This window comes from Streptomyces sp. NPDC005485 (genome assembly GCF_040606085.1).
Classification (GTDB): Bacteria; Actinomycetota; Actinomycetes; order Streptomycetales; family Streptomycetaceae; genus Streptomyces.
This window is the reverse complement of the sequence record NZ_JBEXDZ010000005.1, coordinates 52,552-72,059: the sequence shown is the minus strand read 5'-3', so window position 1 is coordinate 72,059 and position 19,508 is coordinate 52,552. Positions and strand designations below refer to the sequence as shown.

Sequence of the window (19,508 nt, the reverse complement as noted above, 5' to 3'; positions counted from 1 at the left end):
CGCGTCACAACGGGCGGAGGCGAGGTCGGCCCCTCCCCGTCCCCTGGGAGGTTCAGCGAACGCTGACGTCCAGCGCCCCAAGTCCCGCTCTGCGTACGGCGATCGACCCGTACGGCGTACGCAGCCGGAGCCACGCGCCCGACGAGTACAGCCCGACCGGGCTCTCACCGGGTGCGAGGTGGTGGGCCCGGTCCGCGGGCCGCAGGAATCCCAGCGACTGCGCGGCATGCGCGGCCCGCACCGGAAGGCCGGTGTCACCGATGGTCCGGGACCAGATCTCCCGCCCGATCCGGTCGAGTTCGGCGCGAGTACGGCCTTCGGGGGCCAACTCCTCGGTCCGGGACCGGAATTCGGCGACCGCCGCGGCAACCATCGCGCGGACCGCGTCCGGCGCGGGCAACCCGGTCACCTGCTGCCAGCCGCCGCGGGGCGGCAGGACACCGGCCCACGGAGGTCCGGTGACGGGCGACGGAACGATGAGCGTGGCCGCCGACTCGTCCATCGATTCAAGGAGTTCACCCGCGGAGACGGTGACGTCGAGCGTGACGTCGAGCCCGTCCTCGTACGGCTTGGCGAGCCGCGCCGTGCGGATGGCGAGGACCTCGAACGACGGCGGCCGCCCGAACACCGCGAGCGCGGTCCCGGACGCCTGGAGGCGTACGGCGGCGGCGCGGTCGTAGTGGATCAGCCGGCCCAGGAAGGCGGCGAGGTCCGCCGCCTCCCTTTCGTCGGCGAGGTGCAGTGCGGTCGCGCCGCGCACACCCTGCGTACCGGTCATGCCGCGACGGCCTCGTCGTCCTGGTCGTCCCGGTACTCCTCCAGGAAGTCGCGCTCCTCGGAGGTGATCCGGCGCGGCCGCTGCGCCTCGAAGTCGAACGGCACTATGACCGTCGAGGCGGTGACGTACACCTGGTCCGGGTCCTTCACCTCGTAGGTGATGGTGAAGGACGCGGCCCTGATCTGTGTGATCCACAGCTCGATGTCCACCGGCGCGTGCCGGTGGACCAACTGCCGCTTGTAGTCGATCTCATGGCGAGCCACCACGGACCCCTGCTGGAAATCCTTGTCCGGGCGGAACAGGAAGTCGATCCGCGCCTCCTCCAGATAGCGGAGGAAGACCACGTTGTTGACGTGGCCGTACGCGTCCATGTCCGCCCAGCGCAGCGGGCAGCGGTAGGTGTGCCGCAAGGTCAGCCCCGGGTCAGCTTCTTGTAGGTGGCACGGTGCGGGCGCGCCGCGTCGGCACCGAGTCGCTCGACCTTGTTCTTCTCGTACGACTCGAAGTTGCCCTCGAACCAGAACCACTTGGACTCACCCTCGTAGGCGAGGATGTGCGTGGCGACCCGGTCCAGGAACCAGCGGTCGTGGGAGACGACCACGGCGGCACCGGGGAACTCGAGCAGCGCGTTCTCGAGCGAGGACAGCGTCTCGACGTCCAGGTCGTTCGTCGGCTCGTCGAGGAGCAGCAGGTTGCCGCCCTGCTTGAGGGTGAGCGCGAGGTTGAGACGGTTGCGCTCACCGCCGGAGAGGACGCCGGCGGGCTTCTGCTGGTCCGGACCCTTGAACCCGAAGGCGGAGACGTAGGCCCGCGAGGGCATCTCCACCTGACCCACGTTGATGTAGTCGAGCTCGTCGCTCACGACGGCCCACAGGGTCTTCTTCGGGTCGATGTTCTCGCGGCTCTGGTCGACGTACGAGATCTTGACGGTCTCGCCGACCTTGATCGAACCGGAGTCGGGCTCTTCCAGACCCTGGATCATCTTGAAGAGTGTGGTCTTGCCGGCGCCGTTCGGGCCGATCACCCCGACGATGCCGTTGCGCGGCAGCGTGAACGAGAGATCGTCGATGAGCACCTTGTCGCCGAAGGCCTTGGAGAGCTTGTCGACCTCGACGACGATGGAGCCCAGACGCGGGCCCGGCGGGATCTGGATCTCCTCGAAGTCCAGCTTCCGCATCTTGTCGGCCTCGGCAGCCATCTCCTCGTAACGGGCGAGGCGGGCCTTGGACTTGACCTGACGGCCCTTGGCGTTGGAGCGGACCCACTCCAGCTCTTCCTTGAGGCGCTTGGCGCGCTTCGCGTCCTTCTGGCCCTCGACCTTGAGGCGGGAGGCCTTCTTCTCCAGGTAGGTGGAGTAGTTGCCCTCGTAGGGGTGGGCGCGGCCGCGGTCCAGCTCCAGGATCCATTCCGCGACGTTGTCGAGGAAGTACCGGTCGTGGGTGACGGCGACGACGGTGCCGGGGTACTTCGCGAGGTGCTGCTCCAGCCACTGCACGGACTCGGCGTCCAGGTGGTTGGTGGGCTCGTCGAGAAGCAGCAGGTCGGGCGCTTCGAGGAGCAGCTTGCACAGCGCGACGCGGCGGCGCTCACCACCGGAGAGGTTGGTGACGGGCCAGTCGCCGGGAGGGCAGCCGAGGGCGTCCATGGCCTGCTCCAGCTGGGTGTCCAGGTCCCACGCGTTGGCGTGGTCCAGGTCCTCCTGGAGCTTGCCCATCTCGTCCATGAGCGCGTCGGAGTAGTCGGTCGCCATCAGCTCGGCGACCTCGTTGAACCGGTGCAGCTTGCCCATGATCTCGGCGGCGCCGTCCTGCACGTTCTGCAGCACGGTCTTGGACTCGTCGAGCGGCGGCTCCTGGAGGAGCATGCCGACCGTGTAGCCGGGGGACAGGAACGCGTCACCGTTGGACGGCTGCTCCAGCCCAGCCATGATCTTGAGAACGGTGGACTTACCAGCACCGTTCGGACCGACCACACCGATCTTGGCGCCCGGCATGAAGTTCAAGGTGACGTCGTCGAGGATCACCTTGTCGCCGTGCGCCTTGCGCGTCTTGCGCATGGTGTAAATGAACTCAGCCAAGAGAAACCGTCCGGACGCTTGAAATCGGCAGTGGGCAGATACACCCCATCTTGCCTGAGGTCCAGCCTCGGGTGGTAACCCATATGGCCGGGGAGCTGTGACCTGGGGTTTCGCGACTGGCGACTGGGGGCCAACTGTCACTGACGGTCGCCGTCGAGTGACCTCGGGGGGCGTCGGACGGCCCAGCGCAGCGTGTGGTCTCGACTTCCTCCGCCAGGAAGCGCAGCTACGAAGGGCCAGGGAGGCCATAGGAGTCCGCTGTTCGGGGAGTCGGCGAAGAGCCACCGATGAGTTTCGCCGGGCGGGCCGGTCTACCAGGACGTACGCCATCGAGCCACTGACCGGAGGCCCACCATGACCACTCCCGCGCACGCCGGCCGCATGCTGTTCCTGAACATTCCCGTAGCGGACCTGGAGCGCAGCAAGGCGTTCTTCGCCCAGCTGGGATTCAGCTTCAACCCGAAGTTCACCGACGAGACCGCCGCCTGCATGCTGGTCGGCGAGCACGCCTTCGTCATGTTGCTCAGCCGCGAGAAGTTCGCGGAGTTCACGAAACTGCCGATGGCCGATCCCACCACGCACACGCTGGCGCTCTACTGCTTCAGCGTGTCATCCCGCGACGAGGTCGACGCGGTCAGCGCCGCCGCCCTCGCGGCGGGCGGCTCCGAGGCGGACGGTGCCGAGGACTACGGCTTCATGTACTCACGCAGCTTCTTCGACCTCGACGGCCACGGCTGGCAGGTCATGTGGATGGACCCGGCGGCGGTGGAGCAGGGCCCCGAGGCGTTCGCGGCCTCCGTGCAGGACACCGACGCCACGGCCTGACCGACCAGGGCACCGTCGGTCATGCGGCGGACTCCAAAGGAGTGACCTCTTCGTAGATCCTCATGATCCTTCCGTACCGGAGCGGCCCCTTCGAGGGAAGGTCAGTCGGCGTTCGAGCCGCTCCCGATGAGCTGTGGCCGGGGACCGGCCAGGGAGGCCGTCACGGAGTCGGGGGACGCGAACCGGCGGCGGCCCTGCCGGCCAAACGGACTCGTCTGTCTGGAGGGGAACGGCATGGCTGCGCGAACCGGCCTGCTCGAAGGTGGGCTGCTCGAAGGGAAGACCGTCCTGGTCACGGGCGTCCTCACGGACCGCTCGATCGCGTTTCACGTGGCCCGCACCGCGCAGGAGCAGGGAGCCGAGGTGGTCCTCACGGGCTACGGCCGACTGTCCCTGGTGGAGCGGATCGCGCGGCGGCTGCCGCGGCCCGCCCCGGTCCTCGAACTGGACGTCACCGACGACGACCACCTGGCCACCCTGGAGAACCGGCTCCGGGAGCATGTCGACCGTATCGACGGCGTACTCCACGCGGTGGCCTTCGCACCGCCGGGAGCGCTGGGGGGCAACTTCCTGAGCACGTCGCGAAGCGAGGCCGCGCACGCGTTCGAGGTGTCCGCGGTCTCCCTCCAGGCCCTGACCGCCGCGCTGCTGCCCCTCATGCCGAGGGGAGCGTCGGTGGTCGGCCTGGACTTCGACGCCCGTCAGGTGTGGGCGGGCTACGACTGGATGGGCGTCGCGAAGGCGGGCCTGGAGTCCTGCGCACGGTATCTCGCGGCCTATCTCGGGGTGCGGGGCATCCGGGTCAACCTCGTCGCCGCGGGCCCGCTGCACACCCCTGCGGGCCGCGCGAGCTACGGGCCGTCCGCGGACCCTGCCGAAGCCGCGGCGGAGTGGGACGCACGGGCGCCCCTGGGCTGGCAACCCACGGACTTCACGCCGGTGAGCAAGGCCTGTGTGGCTCTGCTGTCGGACTGGTTCCCGTCGACCACCGGCGAGATCGTGCACGTCGACGGCGGATCGCATGCGGTCGGGGACGGGGTCGTACGCACCGCGGCCGGCCAGGTGCACGCGCGCGTGGGCGGGGGCTGAGATGGCCACTGACCTCCCCGGAGCAGCACCCCACACGCCACACACACCTCACGTGTCTCATATGCCTCACACGCTCGACACCAAGATCCCCGCCGCAGCGAGCCCGCCGGACCCGGCCGCCCTGGACCCGGCGGTCCCGGCGGACCCTGCGGACCCGGCGGGCCCAGCCGTCCTGGACCAGGCGGACCCAGCCGTCCTGGGCCCGGTCGAAATAACCCGGGACCGCATCCGCGAGTTCGCCGACGCGATAGGCGATCCGAACCCCGCGTACCGCGTACCGGCGGCGGCGCGCGCGCTGGGCCACCCGGATGTGATCGCGCCGCCCACCTTCGCCGTACGCCTGGCGGGCCAGGCGGAGGCGAACGTCCTGAGGCAGCGCCGTAGCGACGCCGCATACGACTACACGGCGGCCATTCACCTCTCCCAGGACTTCCGCCACTTCCGCCCGATCCGACACGGGGACGTGCTCACCGCCCGGGCCCGGATCCTCCAGGAACAGCCGGCCCTGAACGGCAGCCTGCTGTCGATGGAGGTGGCGATCGCGACCCAGGACGGTGAGCCCGTCACCCGGTCGGTCAGCCGATTCCTGTCGCGCCGGCCTGCGCAGGACGACCGCCGACAGGATGCGGAAGCGGCGCGGAGAGCGCAGGCGGCCCTTACGGAGTTCATCGGTCGCGACGACTTCGTCTGCCTGGGTGCCAAGGCGGCCCTGAAGCGCGACACGATCGTCCACCGGCACTGCGGAGAGCTCGGCGGCACGGCGGGCGTCATCAACCACCTGGAAGGAGTACGGGAGTTCCTGAGGTCCTTCGAGCCCGGCCCGCGGAGCTTCTCGTCGTTCGTCGCGACGTTCGACGGCTTGGCGGACACCTCCGAGGAGGCCTTCGAGCAGGCGGTCTGGCGGCACTTGCAGGGCATGCACGACCGGGACAGCGTGCAACACGGATGGACCGGCCAGTACGACTCCGACCCCGCGTCCCCCTACTTCGCCTTCTCCGTGTCCGGCCACCCCTTCTTCGTGGTGGGCCTGCACCCGGGAGCGTCCCGCCCGAGCCGCCGCCTCGAACTGCCGGCGCTGGTCTTCAACTCCCACCTGCAGTTCAACGCCATGGGCCTCAGGTTCTTCAAGCTCCGCAAGAAGATCAGGGCCCGCGAACAGGAGTTCCACGGCGCGATGAACCCCAGCCTGGCCACCTACCGGGACGAAGCCCGCCACTACAGCGGCCGTATGACAGCCCCGGAATGGACCTGCCCCTTCACCGCCCGAACTCCACCGGGCCCCGACTCCCGCGCAAACGGAGCCCATTGACTCCCCTGCCCCGCCGACCACTTGCGCCCGTTACGTTTCCGGACAACTTTCGGACCGCGACCGACGGCAGCCAAACACCCCTGAACAGCAAAAAAGGCCCTCCCCGAAGGAAGGGCACTCAGTGGCGCCCCCGGCAGGACTCGAACCTGCGGCCAAGCGCTTAGAAGGCGCCTGCTCTATCCACTGAGCTACGGGGGCCGGGTGTGGTGGCCTGTGTCCTGGTGCCCGGGTGTGGGCTGATCCGTGACCTTGCCGGGACAAGGATAGGGCTCCCGCGTCCTTGCCCTTGGTGCTTCTCCTCCGTGGCTCGATGTGGAGGTTCGGTGAAGCGGTCCTGATAATCGCAGGCAGGTACGAATCGTGCACCGCTTTTGGCGTCTCGCGCATCGGGTGTTGTGCACTCGTTATGCCTGCGCCCCAGTCGTCCCTTCCGTCCCCTGTGTCCTGTCGGCGCGCAGACATACTCATATGCTTCAGAAAGCCTCCAAAATTGGGCATTCTTCGCATGTGGTGACCTTGGACGTACGGCCTCAGCTGCTCGACGCACTTTCCGCCTTGCGCGACCGTGTCGCCGCCGCACGCTTTCCGCTGCCCCTGGCAGGCGCTCCACGCGCGCGTGCCAACCGCGACGAACTCCTCGCACAACTCGACGACTATTTGGTGCCCCGGCTGAGGGAGCCCGAAGCCCCCCTGCTGGCCGTGATCGGCGGCTCCACCGGCGCCGGGAAGTCGACGCTGGTCAACTCCCTTGTGGGGCGGCGGGTCAGCGAGGCGGGGGTGCTGCGGCCCACGACACGAACACCGGTGCTGGTGTGCCACCCGGAGGACCATCACTGGTTCAGCGGGATGCGGGTGCTGCCGCACCTCACGCGCGTGTGGATGCCCCATCAGGAGCCGGGTGACGACCTGCCCGCGCTCACCGACCGCGGCGAACGCGTACTGCGGATCGAGACCGCCGACACCCTGCCCCGCGGCCTCGCCCTCCTTGACGCGCCCGACATCGACTCCCTGGTGGCCGACAACCGGGTACTGGCCGCCGAACTGATCTGCGCTGCCGACATCTGGGTGATGGTCACCACGGCCGCGCGGTACGCCGATGCCGTGCCGTGGCACCTGCTGCGTACGGCCAAGGAGCACAAGGCGACCCTGATCACCGTGCTCGACCGGGTGCCCCACCAGGTGGTGTCGGAGGTGTCCCGGCAGTACGGCGCCCTGCTCGCCAAGGCCGGACTCGGCGAGGTACCCCGCTTCACCGTGCCCGAGCTGCCCGAGTCCGCCTGGGGCGGCGGGCTGCTGCCCGCGACCGCGGTCGCGCCGTTGCGTACCTGGCTCATGCACCAGACGCAGGACCCAGGAGCCCGGCACGAGGCGATGGCCCGTACCGCGCACGGGGTCCTCGACTCGCTGCGCACGCGGATGCCCGAACTGGCCGGCGCCGCGGCCGCGCAGTACGCGGCGGCCCTGCGGCTCACCGCCGCCGTGGACAGCGCGTACGACAGCGAGCACGCGCGCGTGAAGGCGCGTCTGCAGGCCGGGGCCGTGCTCTCCGGAGACGCGCTGAAGCGGTGGCGCGCCTACCCGCTCGACTGCTCCGCCCGTGAACTGCTCGACGCGCTCGTCGAGAGCCTGAGCGCGCTGCTGCTGTGCTCCGTCACGGCGGCCGACGAGCGCGTGGACGAGGCCTGGCGGCGCGAACCGGCGGCAGGCGCGCCGGAGCTGACCGGCCATGAGCCGACGTCCGAGAGCGCCGAGCACCGGATCGGGATGGCCGTACGGCGCTGGCGGCGCGTCCTTGAGGAGTACGCCGAGGAAGAGGTCCGCGACCTCGACAAGGGCTCCGCTCCGGACACCGAGGTGGTCGCCGCGCTGGTGGCCACCGCCCTCCTGGGCGGGCGCAGGGCGCGCAGCGCGGGCGAGGGGCTCGCGGAACGCATCGGCGCGCACGGCGCCCTGCGGCTGCGCGACCGAGGGGGCCGGCTGCTCACCGACTACCTCGACAAGACCCTGCACACCGAGCGCGAGCGCCGCCTCGCCCCGCTCGACGCACTCGACGTGCACGCAGAACCCCAGGCCGAACTCATCGCCGCGCTGTCCGTACTGCAGAAGGAGAGGTGACCGCGGTGACTGCCGTCACTGACCGCACGGATCACGCCGACCACACCGGAGGAGACTCCCCGGGAGCCGACTCCCCCGGGGACGGCCGCCTCAGGGACGACTCCCCGGGCGGCGCGCCCTCCGACGCCGAGCGCGCCGAGGACACCCGCCTTCAAGCCGAGGACACACCTCTTCAAGAGGCGGACTCCGAAGAGGCCCACTCCGAAGGGATCAGCTCCGAGGACGCCGACGACCGCGAAGGCGACGAGCACGCGCGCGTGGAGACCGATTCCGCGGAATCCGCCGAATCGTCTGGAACGGCTGCAACGGCTGCAACGGCTGCAACGGCTGCAACGGCTGCAACGGCCGGGTCCACCGAGCCCGCCCACCCTGTCCAGCTCGCCGAACCACCCACCCCCGCAGCGTCAGAACCCGATCCGTCGCCGCAGGACTCCCCGCCCCGCGCGGAGCCCGAGTCCGAGTCCGCCTGGGACGACGGACTCATCGCGCGCCGCGTCTCCGAGACGGCCACCTCCACGGAGGCCGTGCAGAGCGTGGCCGTGGACACCAGGCCCTCCGCCGCGCAGGTCGTGCCCCCTCTCGCGTACGACGGCCCTCTGAGGTCACGGCTCGACGCGCTGCGCGAGTTGGTGGGGCTGTCCCGCACGCGGCTCGACAGCAGGACGCTCGCCGAGGCGGGCCAGGTCCTCGACGAGGCGGCGGCGCGGCGCAGGCTCTCGGGCCAGCACACGGTGGTCGCCATCGCGGGAGCCACGGGCAGCGGCAAGTCGCAGCTCTTCAACACGCTCGCGGGGGTGGCGATTTCGGAGACGGGGGTGCGCAGGCCGACGACCGCCGCACCCATCGCGTGCAGTTGGAGCGACGGCGCCGCGACCCTCATCGACCGACTCGGCATCCCGGGACGGCTGCGCAGGCGTCCGCTTCAGAGCGCCGAGGCGGAGGCGCAGCTGCGCGGGCTGGTCCTGGTCGACCTGCCCGACCACGACTCGGCGGCCGCCCAGCACCGCGAGCAGGTGGACCGCATCCTGGCGCTCGTTGACGCGGTCATCTGGGTCGTGGATCCCGAGAAGTACGCGGACGCCATCCTCCACGAGCGCTATCTGCGGCCCATGGCGGGCCACGCGGAGGTCACCTTCGTAGTCCTCAACCAGGTGGACCGGCTGCCGGGTGAGGCCGCCGATCAGGTCCTCGACGATCTGCGCAGGCTGCTCGACGAGGACGGCATCGCGCTCGGGGAGTACGGCGAGCCGGGCGCGACCGTACTCGCACTGTCCGCGCTCACCGGGGACGGCGTCGGCGAACTGCGCGAGTCGCTCGGCCAGTTCCTGGCCGAGCGGGGGGCGGCGGCGCGCCGTATCTCCGCCGACCTGGACGCCGCCGCGATGCGCCTGAGGCCCGTCTACGCGACCGGGCGCCGGACAGGGCTCAGCGAGGAGGCCCGCGGCGAGTTCGCGGACCGGCTCGCGGACGCCGTGGGCGCCACCGCGGCGGGCGAGGCGTCCGAGCGCGCGTGGCTGCGCAACGCCAACCGCGCGTGCGGCACCCCCTGGTTGCGGCTGTGGCGGTGGTACGAGGACCGGCGTGAACCTCCGACGGGTCGCCTGGCCGTGCGGGCGCCCGAGGACGAGGAGGCCACAGCGCGACAGCGCGTCGAGCAGGCCGTGCGTACGGTGGCGGACCGTGCGGCTCGTGGTCTCCCGGCCCCCTGGGCGCAGGCGGTGCGCGAGGCGGCCGTACGCGGGGCGCAGGGGCTGCCCGAGGCGCTGGACGAGATGGCGGCGCGCGCCACGACACCGGTGGGGCGGCCGCCGCGGCCCGGCTGGTGGCCGGTCGCCGTCCTCGCGCAGGCGTCGATGACGATCCTGCAAGTCGTCGGCGGGCTGTGGCTGGTGGCGCAGATCATCGGTTTCATGTCGCCGAATCTCGGGGTCCCGGTGCTGCTGATGGTGACGGGCATCATCGGCGGTCCGGTGGTCGAGTGGAGCAGCAGGATGGCGGCGCGCGGGCCCGCTCGGCGGTACGGGCTGGAGGCGGAACGACGGCTGCGCGAGGCCGCGGCCGGCTGCGGGAGGGCACGGGTACTGGATCCGGTGGCGGCGGAACTTCTGCGGTACCGGGAGGTGCGCGAGCAGTACGGGCGGGTCATGGGGGTGTCCACGCCTGTCTGACGAGTCGGGACGGGTCAGCCGCGCCACCCACACGGGTGGCGCGGTTTTCCACAACCGGCCGGTAGCCCACAGCGCTCAGCGGGCACGGCCCGGCGGAGGCAGTCTGAACTCGCGGCGATCGCAGCGGATGCAGGCACGAGATGCACTCGATGCGCAGATGTGCTGGTGCGCAGATACGCCGATGCGCCGATGCGCTCGCCGCGAGAGCACGGGACAGACGCAGCCGTACGGGAGAGGGGTCCGCGATGAACGAGACGATGGTGTGCGTGGTGGGGAACGTGGCTACGCAGCCGGTGTACAAGGAACTGGCGAACGGAGCGTCGGCGAGGTTCCGGCTGGCGGTCACGGCGCGGTACTGGGACCGCGAGAAGAACACGTGGACGGACGGCCACACCAACTTCTTCACGGTGTGGGCCAGGCGGTCGCTCGCCACGAACGTGGGGGCGTCGGTGTCCGTGGGCGATCCGGTGGTCGTGCACGGACGGCTGAAGGTCCGCACCGAGCTGCGCGACGGCCAGAGTTGGACGTCGGCCGACGTGGACGCGGTGTCGATCGGACACGACCTGTCGCGGGGTACGTCGGCGTTCCGGCGAGCGTCCAAGGGGGATACGGCGGTGGCCTCGCCGGCCCGGCCGGAGCCGAGTTGGGAGACGTACCCGCCGACTCAGCAACCCGACCCTGCATCCCAATCGGACCCCGGCTCCCCACCGCATCCTGCGGCCCAACAGGAGCCGGAGCCAGCCGGGGTGACGTGACGTCAGAAGCAGGTCTCCGCACAGCAGAATCATGAACTCGACTGGTGCGCACGGCAGTCGACATGACCTCATGACGTCATGCGAGCACCTGCCGCACAGGCCGAGTGAACCCTGAGCGAACTGCGGCTTATCGGCGAATACGTTCCGAACGATCCCCCATGGATTTGTCGATAAGCGCAGCTCACAGGCGTGCCGAGCGATAACGATTCCGGCTCGGATCGGTTATCCGATGGCATGACTGGGGAGTGTGGTGCGCCGTTTCCTTAGGATGCCGGGCATAGCTCACGGGGCTTCTGATTCTGCTGGCGGGACCATCCCCCCATGTCAACGGGTCCTGCTCGAAGGGGAATTCTGTGTTTTCTTCGTTCTCTGCGTTGTCCGCGCGCAGGCGGTTGGCCGCCCGCCTCGCCGCCGCGACGTTGGCGTCCGGGCTCGTGACCGCCGGTGCACTGGCCACCGCGGGCACAGCCGTCGCCGACGAGACACCGCAGAACCTGGGCGGCGCGACCGCGACCATAGGCGGTCTGAAGACGTACGGCGCCGCCGTGATCCATGACGGCGGCGCGGACCAGCAGGTCTCGGCGGGGCTGTTCGAGATGTCCGTCGACAACGGCGGCACGCTGCAGACCTACTGCATCGACATCCACAACCCGACGCAGAAGGACGCCAAGTACCAGGAGACCCCCTGGAGCGGCACGTCGCTGAACGGCAACGCGGACGCGGGCAAGATCCGCTGGATTCTGCAGAACTCCTATCCGCAGGTGAACGACCTCGCCGCGCTGGCCCGGAAGGCGGGCGCGAGCGGACTCACCGAGCAGGACGCGGCGGCCGGCACCCAGGTCGCCATCTGGCGGTACTCGGACGGCGCCGACGTCGACGCGGTGAGCCCGCAGGCGGAGAAGCTCGCGGACTATCTGCAGAAGAGCGCGCGGAGTCTCGCCGAGCCCAAGGCCTCACTGACCCTCGACCCGCCCGCGGTCTCCGGTCACGCCGGCGGGAAGCTGGGCCCGGTCAGGGTTCGCACCAACGCGGACAGCGTGACGGTGACGCCGCCCGCGGATGCCATGGCCGACGGAGTGAGGATCGTCGACAGGAACGGCAAGGCGATCACTTCCGCCGTGAACGGCAGTGCCCTGTACTTCGACATACCGAAGGACAGCGCCGACGGTTCCGCCGCGCTGACCGTGCAGGCGTCGACGACCGTGCCGGTCGGCCGTGCCTTCGCCTCGGAGACCCGCAGCCAGACGCAGATCCTCGCGGGCTCCAGTGAGTCGACTGTCTCCGCGACGGCGACCGCCACCTGGGCCGACAAGGGTGCGATACCCGCGCTCTCGGCCGAGAAGAACTGCGCCAAGAACGGCGTGGACATCACGGCGGCCAATGAGGGCGACGCGGCGTTCACCTTCGAGCTGATGGGGATCGAGCACACCATCGAGGCCGGCAGGTCCCAGACGGTGACGATCCCGCTGCAGGAGGACCAGGCGTACGACTTCACGATCAAGGGGCCGGACGGGTTCGAGAAGCGGTTCAAGGGCGTACTGGACTGCCGGACGCAGGGCAGCGCGGGCGGCGACGCGACCCAGACCCTCAGCGAGCCGAGCCCGGCGACCGTGGGCGGCACCGCCACGGGCGACACCAACCTCGCCGAGACCGGCGGTTCCAGCGCGACGCCGATCATCGCGGGCGTAGCCATCGGCCTGGTCGTCCTCGGCGGCGCGGCAGTGCTCTTCGTCCGCACGAAGAAGGCGCCCACGCAGGACTGACACCCCCAGGACCGGCGTGTCAGGGATTCAGGCAGGAGTGACGGAACCGAGCGGCACCGCACCACTGCACCTTGGCAACTCAACAGTGAGCGACCGCAGGTGGCTCCGTGAGCACGCGGCCCCGGCCCGCCCCTCAGGGCGTCCGGGGCCGCGCTCCTCCCGAGACCGGGAACGCCCCGCTAGGAGCGGGCGCCTCGACCTCGCGCGATGGCGATCCCGGCCGCGATCAGACCGAGAACACCCACGACGAGGCCGGCGATGCCGAGGCCACGAGCCGTCGAGTCGCTGTCCGAATCGCTGCTCGCAGCATCGCTCTTGGCCGCCGGGCTGGAACCCGAGGCGGAGTCGGACGACGAGGCGGTACCCGAACCGGAGGACTCGTCAGAGGTGCCCCCTCCGTCCTCGGCGGAATCGGCGGACTTGGCGGTGAGCTTGAGAACCGGTGCCGGGTTCTCCGGCTCCTCCCCGCCCTTCGTCTCCTCCTCGATCCAGCGGGCGACCTTGCCGTCCGAGTAGGTCTGCAGCGTCTTGAACGTCAACTCATCGGTGTTGTCCGGAAGTTGACCGAAGGCGACGTTGAAGTCCTGGTACTCGCCGTGCCGGATCCGCCCGCCGGTCCAGGTGATCTCCGAGACGGCGTCGGTGATGGTGCCGTCGTCGGTCTTGACGGGGGTCTTGAGCTTCTTGGTCGTCACCTTCGCCGTCCAGCCCTCTTCGGGCGTGACGAGCACGCCGAGGACGGGGTGGTCCGTCGGCAGGAAGACTTGCACCTTCGTGGTGCTGGCGGTGTCCTCCTCGTTCGGGACGCGGAAGGTCAGGACGCCGTCCGTGGCGCCCTTGGCGTAGCTGCCGGGGTGGACCGTCACGTGCGCGAAGGCCGCGCCCGCGGCGGCCAGGACGCCGGCCGTGGTGAGGGCGGCGACGAGACCGGCCCGGCGCAGGGTGGTGCGTGTCGGGGACATCAGGGAACTCCGTACTGGTGTGAAGGCGGTCAGGGCGTGTACGGGATCCCTGCCGGCGGCCCCCTCCGGGAGACGGCGTGCCGCAGCAGCACCTGCTGGAACGGCCGCAGAGCGACCACACCTCGGCAGGCGCCACCCGGCACGAGGGGTTGGGGCGGCGCCGTCCGCACCCGCCACCAGGCCGCGAGCCCCGGCACGAGCACCGCTGCCCGCCGCAGCAGCGACCAGAGTGCGGCCTCGCCGCGCCGCAGCCACCAGGTCGCGAGGAGTGCGGCCGCCACATGACCGGCGGTGGCGTGGGCCACCAAGGCGTGCGGGTGTGCCATGTGTGCGCGCACCGTGTGTCCGTGAGACATATGCGCCTGCGCCATGGACGCCCCGTGCATGACCATGGGGGTGCGCATGCGCGACTCGGCGGCCTCGAAGGCGAGGTGCAGCCCGGCCTGGGCGGCCAGCATGCCGCAGCCGATGCCCATGAGCGAGCGTTCCCGGCCGCCCAGCAGGACACCGGCCGCGAAGACGGGAAGGAACCCGGCAGCGTCCACCCACAACGGCGGCGCCTGCCCCGACGCCAGAGCGTGGCCCCCGGCAGCCAGCAGCACACACAGCACGGCGAACACCGCCGCGCGCAGGCTCCGTACCGCCGGTGACGCACTCATGGAGCCCAGATACTCCCACGCGAAGCGAACAGCTGTCGCAACTTCCCCGGGAGCCGACAGGAACGGGCGGGGCCCGTGCGTCTCCTCGGCCGACAGCCCGGGCCGCCCCAGCGCTCAGGCCGCGGCGGCGGGCCGCCAGTAGAAGCCGTACTGCCGCTGCAGGTGATGCAGATCCACCAGGTACCGCCGCAGCGTCACATGGTCGACCGGCGCGTCCTCGCACCAGGCGCGCAGCTTGTCGTTGACGGTGCGCTCCGGGTACTCGACGCCCGGCTCGAACGTCTGCTCGGCGATGTACCGGAGGACGACCAGCTTGCGCTGCCACCGGGCGGGCAGCCGCACAAGACGGCCCTCGCGCACGAAGGTCCGCAGGACCATTTCGGTCTGCTCGTCACCGTAGCCGTAGCCCTCCGGGCCATGTGCACCCTTCGCGCCCTCCCTGCGCTCCGCGTTCTCCGCCGAAGGCTGCGCGGCATTATTCCGGGCCAGCTCGCGCAGGTGCCCATACGCGACGCCCAGTCTCCCGTCGGCCTCCACCTTGACGACCTGCCGGTCCTGGAGCTTCCGCAGGGCCTCCGCTGCCTCCCTCGGGGACAGCCCGGAGCGCTCGGCGGCCTTCTCCGGCGTGTCGGCGCCGAGGGCCACGGCGGCGAAAGCCAGAACCCTGCGCTCCTCGGCGAACAGACGGATCAATGGGTCGGTTGCCATGGTTCGGAGGCTAGTTGAGGTGCCTCGTGGTCCGAAGCGAATTTCCCGGGGTTCGAAGGGCCGTGCGAACGAAGGGCCTGTTCGGAACGGGTGATCCCCCGAGGAAGTCCGTGACCAGTGGTGAGCGGGCGCGTTGAAGGGGAGTGCGGTCGCGTTCGAGCAGCCGCACTCACCGAATCAAAGGAGAACGTGATGTCTCGCATCGCGAAGGCGGCCGGTGTCGCGCTCGGCACGGGTGCCGTGGTGCTCAGCGGGGCCGGCCTGGCCCTGGCGGACGCGGGTGCTCAGGGCGAGGCCGTCGGCTCGCCCGGCGTCCTGTCGGGCAACGTCATCCAGGTCCCGATCCACATCCCGGTCAACGTGTGCGGGAACACCGTCAGCGTCATCGGCCTGCTCAACCCGGCCTTCGGCAACACCTGTGTCAACGACGGCGGCCACAAGCCCAGCCACCCGGGCCACCCCGGTCACCCCGGCCCCTCGGGCTACGGTTACGGCAACTGATTCGTCGTAAGCGCGGAAAGGCCCCCGGCGGTTCCACCGCCGGGGGCCTCGCACTACCCGCCCGTCCCGTTCCGCCCGTCCGCCCGTCCGTCCGTTCCGGGCCATGGCGCGCGCTACGCGTAACGGTAGATCCGGCCGACGTCCTCCATCTGGTCCGGCGTCACGTTCCACGGCGGCATTCCCTCGTGCCGGGCGACGATCCGCTCGTACTGCGAACTGCCGGGGCCCGGCGGATTCGCGGGGAGGTAGCGGGCGCCCCCGTGGCGCCGCTGCCACAGCGACCACTGGAGGTCGATGAAGGCGTGGTGCAGCCAGAAGACGGGATCGTTGACCGAGGCGCCGCCGAGCATGTGCCCGCCCACCCAGCGGTGGACGCGGTTGTGGTTGCCCCACGCACCGCTGCCGCTCCCCCGGCCCCATCCTTCGAGGCGGTTGCGGAAGCCCTTCGTCGAGGTGGAGTCCCACGGCGAGGTGTCGTAGACGGCATCGCCCAGGGCCTGTGACAGCTCGGTACGGGTGGGCAGTTCGAGCGGATCCTGGGGGTGACCGAAGTCCCGGGTGAGGAACTTGACGTCGGTCACGCCCTCCTTGATCGTCCACTTCCCGTTGCCGTAGGCGAAGGGGCCGGTCATGACCCGGTGGTCGGAGCGCCGCCCGTTGCCGCCGAGCAGGTCCTTGGTCCAGGGTGCGGAGGAGGGCGTGCGGTTCCGCGTCCAGTCCCAGTACGGCACGCTCACGCCGGAGTCCACGCGCCGCAGTGCCCGCTCCAGCTCCAGCAGGAACTTGCGGTGCCAGGGCAGGAAGGAAGGCGCCATGTGGGCGGCGCGCAGTCCGCCGTCGCCGTCGGCGACGTAGTAGTCGATGTGCGTCCGCACGAACTCGTCGTACTCGCCACGGCGTTTGATCTCCAGCATCGCGCCCACGAACCGCCGCCGCTCCGCGACGGTGAGGGTACTGACGTCCTTACGCGTGTACGCCACGGTGCCCCCCGTCCCTGGAACGACCACCCTCGTCCCCGCTCGGGCCCATGGCGCGCAGGTGCTCCGCGGGCCCGAGTTCGTCGACGGCGGCCCGGGCGGCGGCGAGCGGTGTCGGGTACGACTGGTAGTGGTCCACCATGCTCAGGTACGTGCCGTCCGCACGGCGCATCAGGTGCAGTGGCCGCCCGTCCACGGTGACCTGCCACTCCCCCGCGTCATAGCTTGCCCGGCCCGTGCCCGCCCAGGTCCCGCGGATCAGGCGGCCGCGATAGGTCTCCTCGAAGGTGTCCGTCGTGTCAGGCGGGTCGGCCACGATGTCGTCGGCGACCGGGGGGCGCGAGGCCGCGACGACCGGGATCGCGGCCGCGGCGACGACCAGGGCCACCATTCCGCGCATCACGTACCGGCGGCTTCTGTCCTCGGGTTCGACCGGACGTTCGGACCCCACGGGACTCTGCTGACCTACGTGGCCCACCGGACCCACCGGGCTTACTGCGCCCACCGGATTCGCCGAACCCGCCGACGAACTCACCGACACTCTGCTGACGAACAATGTTCTCTCCTCGTCGTGTTCAGTAACGGTGACCGCCCGGGAGCCGGGCAGCGGACCCTGCGACGGCACGGCCCGCAGGACGTCGGGCCCGGTGGGCCGGGGACTACGCGCCTCCCGCGAGCCCCAGGTTCGCGGCCGGCACCGTCTGCAGCACGGGGCCGAGGACGGCGGCCTGCGGGAGCTTCAGGTCGGGGAGGCCGAAGTTGTCGGGGTTCGGCGGGGTCAGCGGGGTGTCCAGGGACAGCCCGGGGGTCAGCGTGCGGAGGTCGGACGCGGGGGCGCCGACCTCGACATGGTCGGAGCCGTCGCCGAGGACGTGCGGCAGCGGCGCCCGCAGTCCCGCGCCGGGCAGCCCGCCGCTGAGCGGCAGCTGCGGCACGACCCCCTGCGGGATCAGGCGCCCTTCGACGTACTGCGGCCCCTCGGGCTTGCCCGGCACAAGCAGCGGCAGCTCTCCGCCGACCTTGGGCAGCTGCACGTTGAGGGACTTCTCCACACCGTCCAGCGGTACGGGAACGGGGACCGAGCCCGCCGCGACGGCGGGGGTCGCGGCGGCACCTGCCGCGGCCGCCACGCAGGTGATGACGGCGGCGAGGGTTCCTCGGGTGGTCGGCTTCATCTCAGGTACGGTCCCTTTCGGAATTCATGGGGGCTCTGCGTGCGTACCGAGTAACGATCCTGAGAACGGCATCAGTTCAAGATTCCCCCGAGTGATGCAGTAGTAGGACTGGTGGAGATGCCGTACGCCACCAGGCCCAGCTTCGGGCCGGGGAACCCGAGGGCCGAGGCCTGGTCGCTCCTCGTGGGGCCGCCGGGGCGACCGGCTCAGGCCGTGGCCCGGACCATCAGCCGCGCAGGCTGCGTGCCGGCAGCAGGACGTGGGCGGCGCTGGTCAGGGTTTCCTCGTCGCCGGCGAAGGCGGTCAGGCTCTCCGGGGCGACGGGCCGGCCGGGCACGGCGTCGGGCCAGGCGCGGGTGGCGAACAGGAAGTAGGCGTAGCCGCGTTCGCCGACGGCGGCGAGCCACTCCGGCGGCACGATGCACTGGGCGTTGAGGTGCGGCATGTTGACGACGGCCTGGCCCGCCTCGACGAGGAGGGTGAGCGGCAGGCTCGGGTGCCGGGAGCCGTCGACGAGCTTGTCGCCGACGGGCAGCCCGTTGTCGCGCAGCAACTGCGTGACGGCTTCCGAAGAGCCTTCCGGGCCGTTCTCGCCGTCGCCCAGGGAGTAGGCGAGGAGGTAGGGCATGTCGCCGTCAGGGGCTTCGCCGCTGAACGCCATCACGGCGAGCGTGCCGAGATCGCCGGCTCGAAGAGGGCGCGTTTCGCTTGAGGTTGAGGTCACCGCAAAACCCTATCGACGCGACTGAATACGCCCGGCCGCTTTCTCACCCGACCGGGCGATATCCGACGGGGTGACCACACGAACGAGGGACGGATATCGAACAGCGCCACATGGCACGAAGGGCCGATTCCGCGGATGCGGAACCGACCCTTTCGGCGTGCGAACGGCGCCACTTGTCCGGGCGAATCCGGGAAGGACGTCAGTGGTTGACGCAGGTGTTCCCGAACGCCGGGTTCAGGGCGCCGATGACGTCGACGGTGTTGCCGCAGACGTTGACCGGAACGTCCACCGGAACCTGGACGACATTGCCGGAGGCGACACCCGGGGACTTGACCGCGGCACCCTCGGCACTGGCGCCGCCACCGTCACCGTGGGCGAAGGCGCTGCCCGAGGCGGCACCCGCGGCCATTCCGGCGGCGGCGAAAATCAGAGCGGCCTTCTTGGCAGTGTTCATCGTCAGCCCTTTCCTCGGGAATTTTCCCCAGCCTATGGACGGCTCGGCAAGGCATTCCGCAAGGACACGCGAGGAAAAATCGGATCAGCCTTGGAGCGGGAGTCCGCCGAGGAGCTGAGAGGGGCTGGCGGCCGAGTTCAGTGCTGTCGTCGCGCCGTTCACGGTGTTGAGCGCCGAGTCCTTGTTCTCGGTGTCGAGCGCGTCCGACTGGTGCTGCAGGGGCATCACGTCCTGCAGGTTGAGCGAGCGCTGGCTGGTGATCGTCTCCAGGGCGCCGTTGAGGCTGGTGGGCGTGACATCGGCGGCCTCCACGGCAAAGGCCGGGGCGGCGACACCAGCGATGACCACGGATCCGGCAACGACAGCGGCAGCCTTCAGGGACTTCATCGTGTTCCTTTCTTCGGCAACTCACGTCACCAGAGGGATTTTTCACTGTGCAGACATCTTGAAATGCCTGGTCTCTCACTGC

Annotated in this window: 20 protein-coding genes and 1 tRNA gene; 8 read left to right on the top strand and 13 right to left on the bottom strand. The window is 70.3% G+C overall.

The window, feature by feature from the left end; all coding sequences use genetic code 11:
* Positions 1-52: 52 nt before the first annotated feature.
* The 3 genes from ABZS97_RS03660 to ettA are packed head-to-tail and all read right to left on the bottom strand — an operon-like array spanning position 53 to position 2,855.
* Entirely contained in the window at positions 53-778 is a 726-nt protein-coding gene (locus ABZS97_RS03660; RefSeq protein ID WP_356133093.1) for a hypothetical protein, read from the bottom strand.
* Positions 775-1,188, bottom strand: a complete 414-nt coding sequence (locus ABZS97_RS03655) for a thioesterase family protein (RefSeq protein ID WP_356133091.1) — start codon at positions 1,186-1,188, stop codon at positions 775-777. Before ABZS97_RS03655 ends, ABZS97_RS03660 begins: the two co-directional genes overlap by 4 nt.
* A gap of 2 nt (positions 1,189-1,190) precedes the next feature.
* Positions 1,191-2,855 carry an energy-dependent translational throttle protein EttA gene (gene ettA, locus ABZS97_RS03650; RefSeq protein ID WP_356133089.1) on the bottom strand — a complete coding sequence of 555 codons (1,665 nt, stop codon included), beginning with the start codon at positions 2,853-2,855 and terminating at the stop codon, positions 1,191-1,193.
* 354 nt (positions 2,856-3,209) lie between these two features.
* On the opposite strand from ettA, the gene ABZS97_RS03645 reads away from it, so the two are divergent.
* The 3 genes from ABZS97_RS03645 (at position 3,210) to gntA (ending at position 6,078) form a co-directional block, all read left to right on the top strand.
* Positions 3,210-3,680, top strand: a complete 471-nt coding sequence (locus ABZS97_RS03645) for a VOC family protein (protein ID WP_356133087.1) — start codon at positions 3,210-3,212, stop codon at positions 3,678-3,680.
* Between the two features lie 234 nt (positions 3,681-3,914).
* Positions 3,915-4,769 (top strand): enoyl-ACP reductase FabI, encoded by an 855-nt coding sequence (gene fabI, locus ABZS97_RS03640; protein ID WP_356133085.1) that lies wholly within the window; start codon positions 3,915-3,917, stop codon positions 4,767-4,769.
* Positions 4,770-4,830: 61 nt separating this feature from the next.
* On the top strand, positions 4,831-6,078 hold the full coding sequence (gene gntA, locus ABZS97_RS03635) for a guanitoxin biosynthesis heme-dependent pre-guanitoxin N-hydroxylase GntA (RefSeq protein WP_356133083.1): 1,248 nt from the start codon (positions 4,831-4,833) through the stop codon (positions 6,076-6,078).
* A 122-nt stretch (positions 6,079-6,200) separates the two neighbouring features.
* Here the strand turns inward: gntA and ABZS97_RS03630 are convergent.
* A tRNA-Arg gene (locus tag ABZS97_RS03630) sits at positions 6,201-6,276 on the bottom strand.
* Between the two features lie 309 nt (positions 6,277-6,585).
* On the opposite strand from ABZS97_RS03630, the gene ABZS97_RS03625 reads away from it, so the two are divergent.
* The 4 genes from ABZS97_RS03625 (at position 6,586) to ABZS97_RS03610 (ending at position 12,879) form a co-directional block, all read left to right on the top strand.
* Positions 6,586-8,193, top strand: a complete 1,608-nt coding sequence (locus tag ABZS97_RS03625; protein WP_356133080.1) for a dynamin family protein — start codon at positions 6,586-6,588, stop codon at positions 8,191-8,193.
* Positions 8,194-8,198: 5 nt separating this feature from the next.
* Positions 8,199-10,361, top strand: a complete 2,163-nt coding sequence (locus ABZS97_RS03620; protein WP_356133078.1) for a YfjP family GTPase — start codon at positions 8,199-8,201, stop codon at positions 10,359-10,361.
* Between the two features lie 245 nt (positions 10,362-10,606).
* Entirely contained in the window at positions 10,607-11,116 is a 510-nt protein-coding gene (locus ABZS97_RS03615; RefSeq protein ID WP_356133076.1) for a single-stranded DNA-binding protein, read from the top strand.
* Between the two features lie 353 nt (positions 11,117-11,469).
* A complete protein-coding gene (locus ABZS97_RS03610; protein ID WP_356133074.1) occupies positions 11,470-12,879 on the top strand; it encodes a Cys-Gln thioester bond-forming surface protein in 1,410 nt (469 codons plus the stop codon).
* Positions 12,880-13,058: 179 nt separating this feature from the next.
* On the opposite strand, the gene ABZS97_RS03605 is transcribed toward ABZS97_RS03610, so the two are convergent.
* The 3 genes from ABZS97_RS03605 to ABZS97_RS03595 form a co-directional block, all read right to left on the bottom strand.
* Positions 13,059-13,841, bottom strand: coding sequence for a YcnI family protein (locus ABZS97_RS03605; RefSeq protein WP_356133072.1), 783 nt, complete (start codon positions 13,839-13,841; stop codon positions 13,059-13,061).
* A 29-nt stretch (positions 13,842-13,870) separates the two neighbouring features.
* Positions 13,871-14,500 carry a hypothetical protein gene (locus ABZS97_RS03600; RefSeq protein ID WP_356133070.1) on the bottom strand — a complete coding sequence of 210 codons (630 nt, stop codon included), beginning with the start codon at positions 14,498-14,500 and terminating at the stop codon, positions 13,871-13,873.
* A 114-nt stretch (positions 14,501-14,614) separates the two neighbouring features.
* A complete protein-coding gene (locus ABZS97_RS03595; protein ID WP_356133067.1) occupies positions 14,615-15,208 on the bottom strand; it encodes a DUF2087 domain-containing protein in 594 nt (197 codons plus the stop codon).
* A 192-nt stretch (positions 15,209-15,400) separates the two neighbouring features.
* Between ABZS97_RS03595 and ABZS97_RS03590 the strand changes: the two genes are divergently transcribed.
* A complete protein-coding gene (locus ABZS97_RS03590) occupies positions 15,401-15,709 on the top strand; it encodes a chaplin (RefSeq protein WP_356133065.1) in 309 nt (102 codons plus the stop codon).
* Positions 15,710-15,822: 113 nt separating this feature from the next.
* Here the strand turns inward: ABZS97_RS03590 and ABZS97_RS03585 are convergent, their stop codons facing one another.
* The 6 genes from ABZS97_RS03585 to ABZS97_RS03560 form a co-directional block, all read right to left on the bottom strand.
* Positions 15,823-16,689, bottom strand: coding sequence for a tyrosinase family protein (locus ABZS97_RS03585; protein WP_356133062.1), 867 nt, complete (start codon positions 16,687-16,689; stop codon positions 15,823-15,825).
* A complete protein-coding gene (locus tag ABZS97_RS03580; protein ID WP_356133171.1) occupies positions 16,673-17,086 on the bottom strand; it encodes a tyrosinase family oxidase copper chaperone in 414 nt (137 codons plus the stop codon). The genes ABZS97_RS03585 and ABZS97_RS03580 overlap by 17 nt, the downstream gene beginning before the upstream one ends.
* A 259-nt stretch (positions 17,087-17,345) precedes the next feature.
* Positions 17,346-17,861 (bottom strand): hypothetical protein, encoded by a 516-nt coding sequence (locus ABZS97_RS03575; RefSeq protein WP_356133060.1) that lies wholly within the window; start codon positions 17,859-17,861, stop codon positions 17,346-17,348.
* A 226-nt stretch (positions 17,862-18,087) separates the two neighbouring features.
* Positions 18,088-18,585, bottom strand: coding sequence for a DUF5949 family protein (locus ABZS97_RS03570; RefSeq protein ID WP_356133058.1), 498 nt, complete (start codon positions 18,583-18,585; stop codon positions 18,088-18,090).
* 199 nt (positions 18,586-18,784) lie between these two features.
* Positions 18,785-19,039: a chaplin gene (locus tag ABZS97_RS03565; RefSeq protein ID WP_356133054.1), complete on the bottom strand. Its 255-nt coding sequence runs from the start codon at positions 19,037-19,039 to the stop codon at positions 18,785-18,787.
* 84 nt (positions 19,040-19,123) lie between these two features.
* Entirely contained in the window at positions 19,124-19,426 is a 303-nt protein-coding gene (locus ABZS97_RS03560) for a hypothetical protein (protein WP_356133052.1), read from the bottom strand.
* Positions 19,427-19,508: the final 82 nt, after the last annotated feature.

Bases quoted from the DNA above. Each gene is read 5' to 3' on its own strand.
- ABZS97_RS03575 (WP_356133060.1), bottom strand. From the start codon at position 17,861: ATGAAGCCGACCACCCGAGGAACCCTCGCCGCCGTCATCACCTGCGTG.
- ABZS97_RS03590 (WP_356133065.1), top strand. From the start codon at position 15,401: ATGTCTCGCATCGCGAAGGCGGCCGGTGTCGCGCTCGGCACGGGTGCC.
- ABZS97_RS03605 (WP_356133072.1), bottom strand. From the start codon at position 13,841: ATGTCCCCGACACGCACCACCCTGCGCCGGGCCGGTCTCGTCGCCGCC.
- fabI (WP_356133085.1), top strand. From the start codon at position 3,915: ATGGCTGCGCGAACCGGCCTGCTCGAAGGTGGGCTGCTCGAAGGGAAG.
- ABZS97_RS03580 (WP_356133171.1), bottom strand. From the start codon at position 17,086: ATGCGCGGAATGGTGGCCCTGGTCGTCGCCGCGGCCGCGATCCCGGTC.
- ABZS97_RS03595 (WP_356133067.1), bottom strand. From the start codon at position 15,208: ATGGCAACCGACCCATTGATCCGTCTGTTCGCCGAGGAGCGCAGGGTT.
- ABZS97_RS03560 (WP_356133052.1), bottom strand. From the start codon at position 19,426: ATGAAGTCCCTGAAGGCTGCCGCTGTCGTTGCCGGATCCGTGGTCATC.
- ABZS97_RS03660 (WP_356133093.1), bottom strand. From the start codon at position 778: ATGACCGGTACGCAGGGTGTGCGCGGCGCGACCGCACTGCACCTCGCC.
- ABZS97_RS03645 (WP_356133087.1), top strand. From the start codon at position 3,210: ATGACCACTCCCGCGCACGCCGGCCGCATGCTGTTCCTGAACATTCCC.
- ABZS97_RS03565 (WP_356133054.1), bottom strand. From the start codon at position 19,039: ATGAACACTGCCAAGAAGGCCGCTCTGATTTTCGCCGCCGCCGGAATG.
- ABZS97_RS03600 (WP_356133070.1), bottom strand. From the start codon at position 14,500: ATGAGTGCGTCACCGGCGGTACGGAGCCTGCGCGCGGCGGTGTTCGCC.
- ABZS97_RS03615 (WP_356133076.1), top strand. From the start codon at position 10,607: ATGAACGAGACGATGGTGTGCGTGGTGGGGAACGTGGCTACGCAGCCG.
- gntA (WP_356133083.1), top strand. From the start codon at position 4,831: ATGCCTCACACGCTCGACACCAAGATCCCCGCCGCAGCGAGCCCGCCG.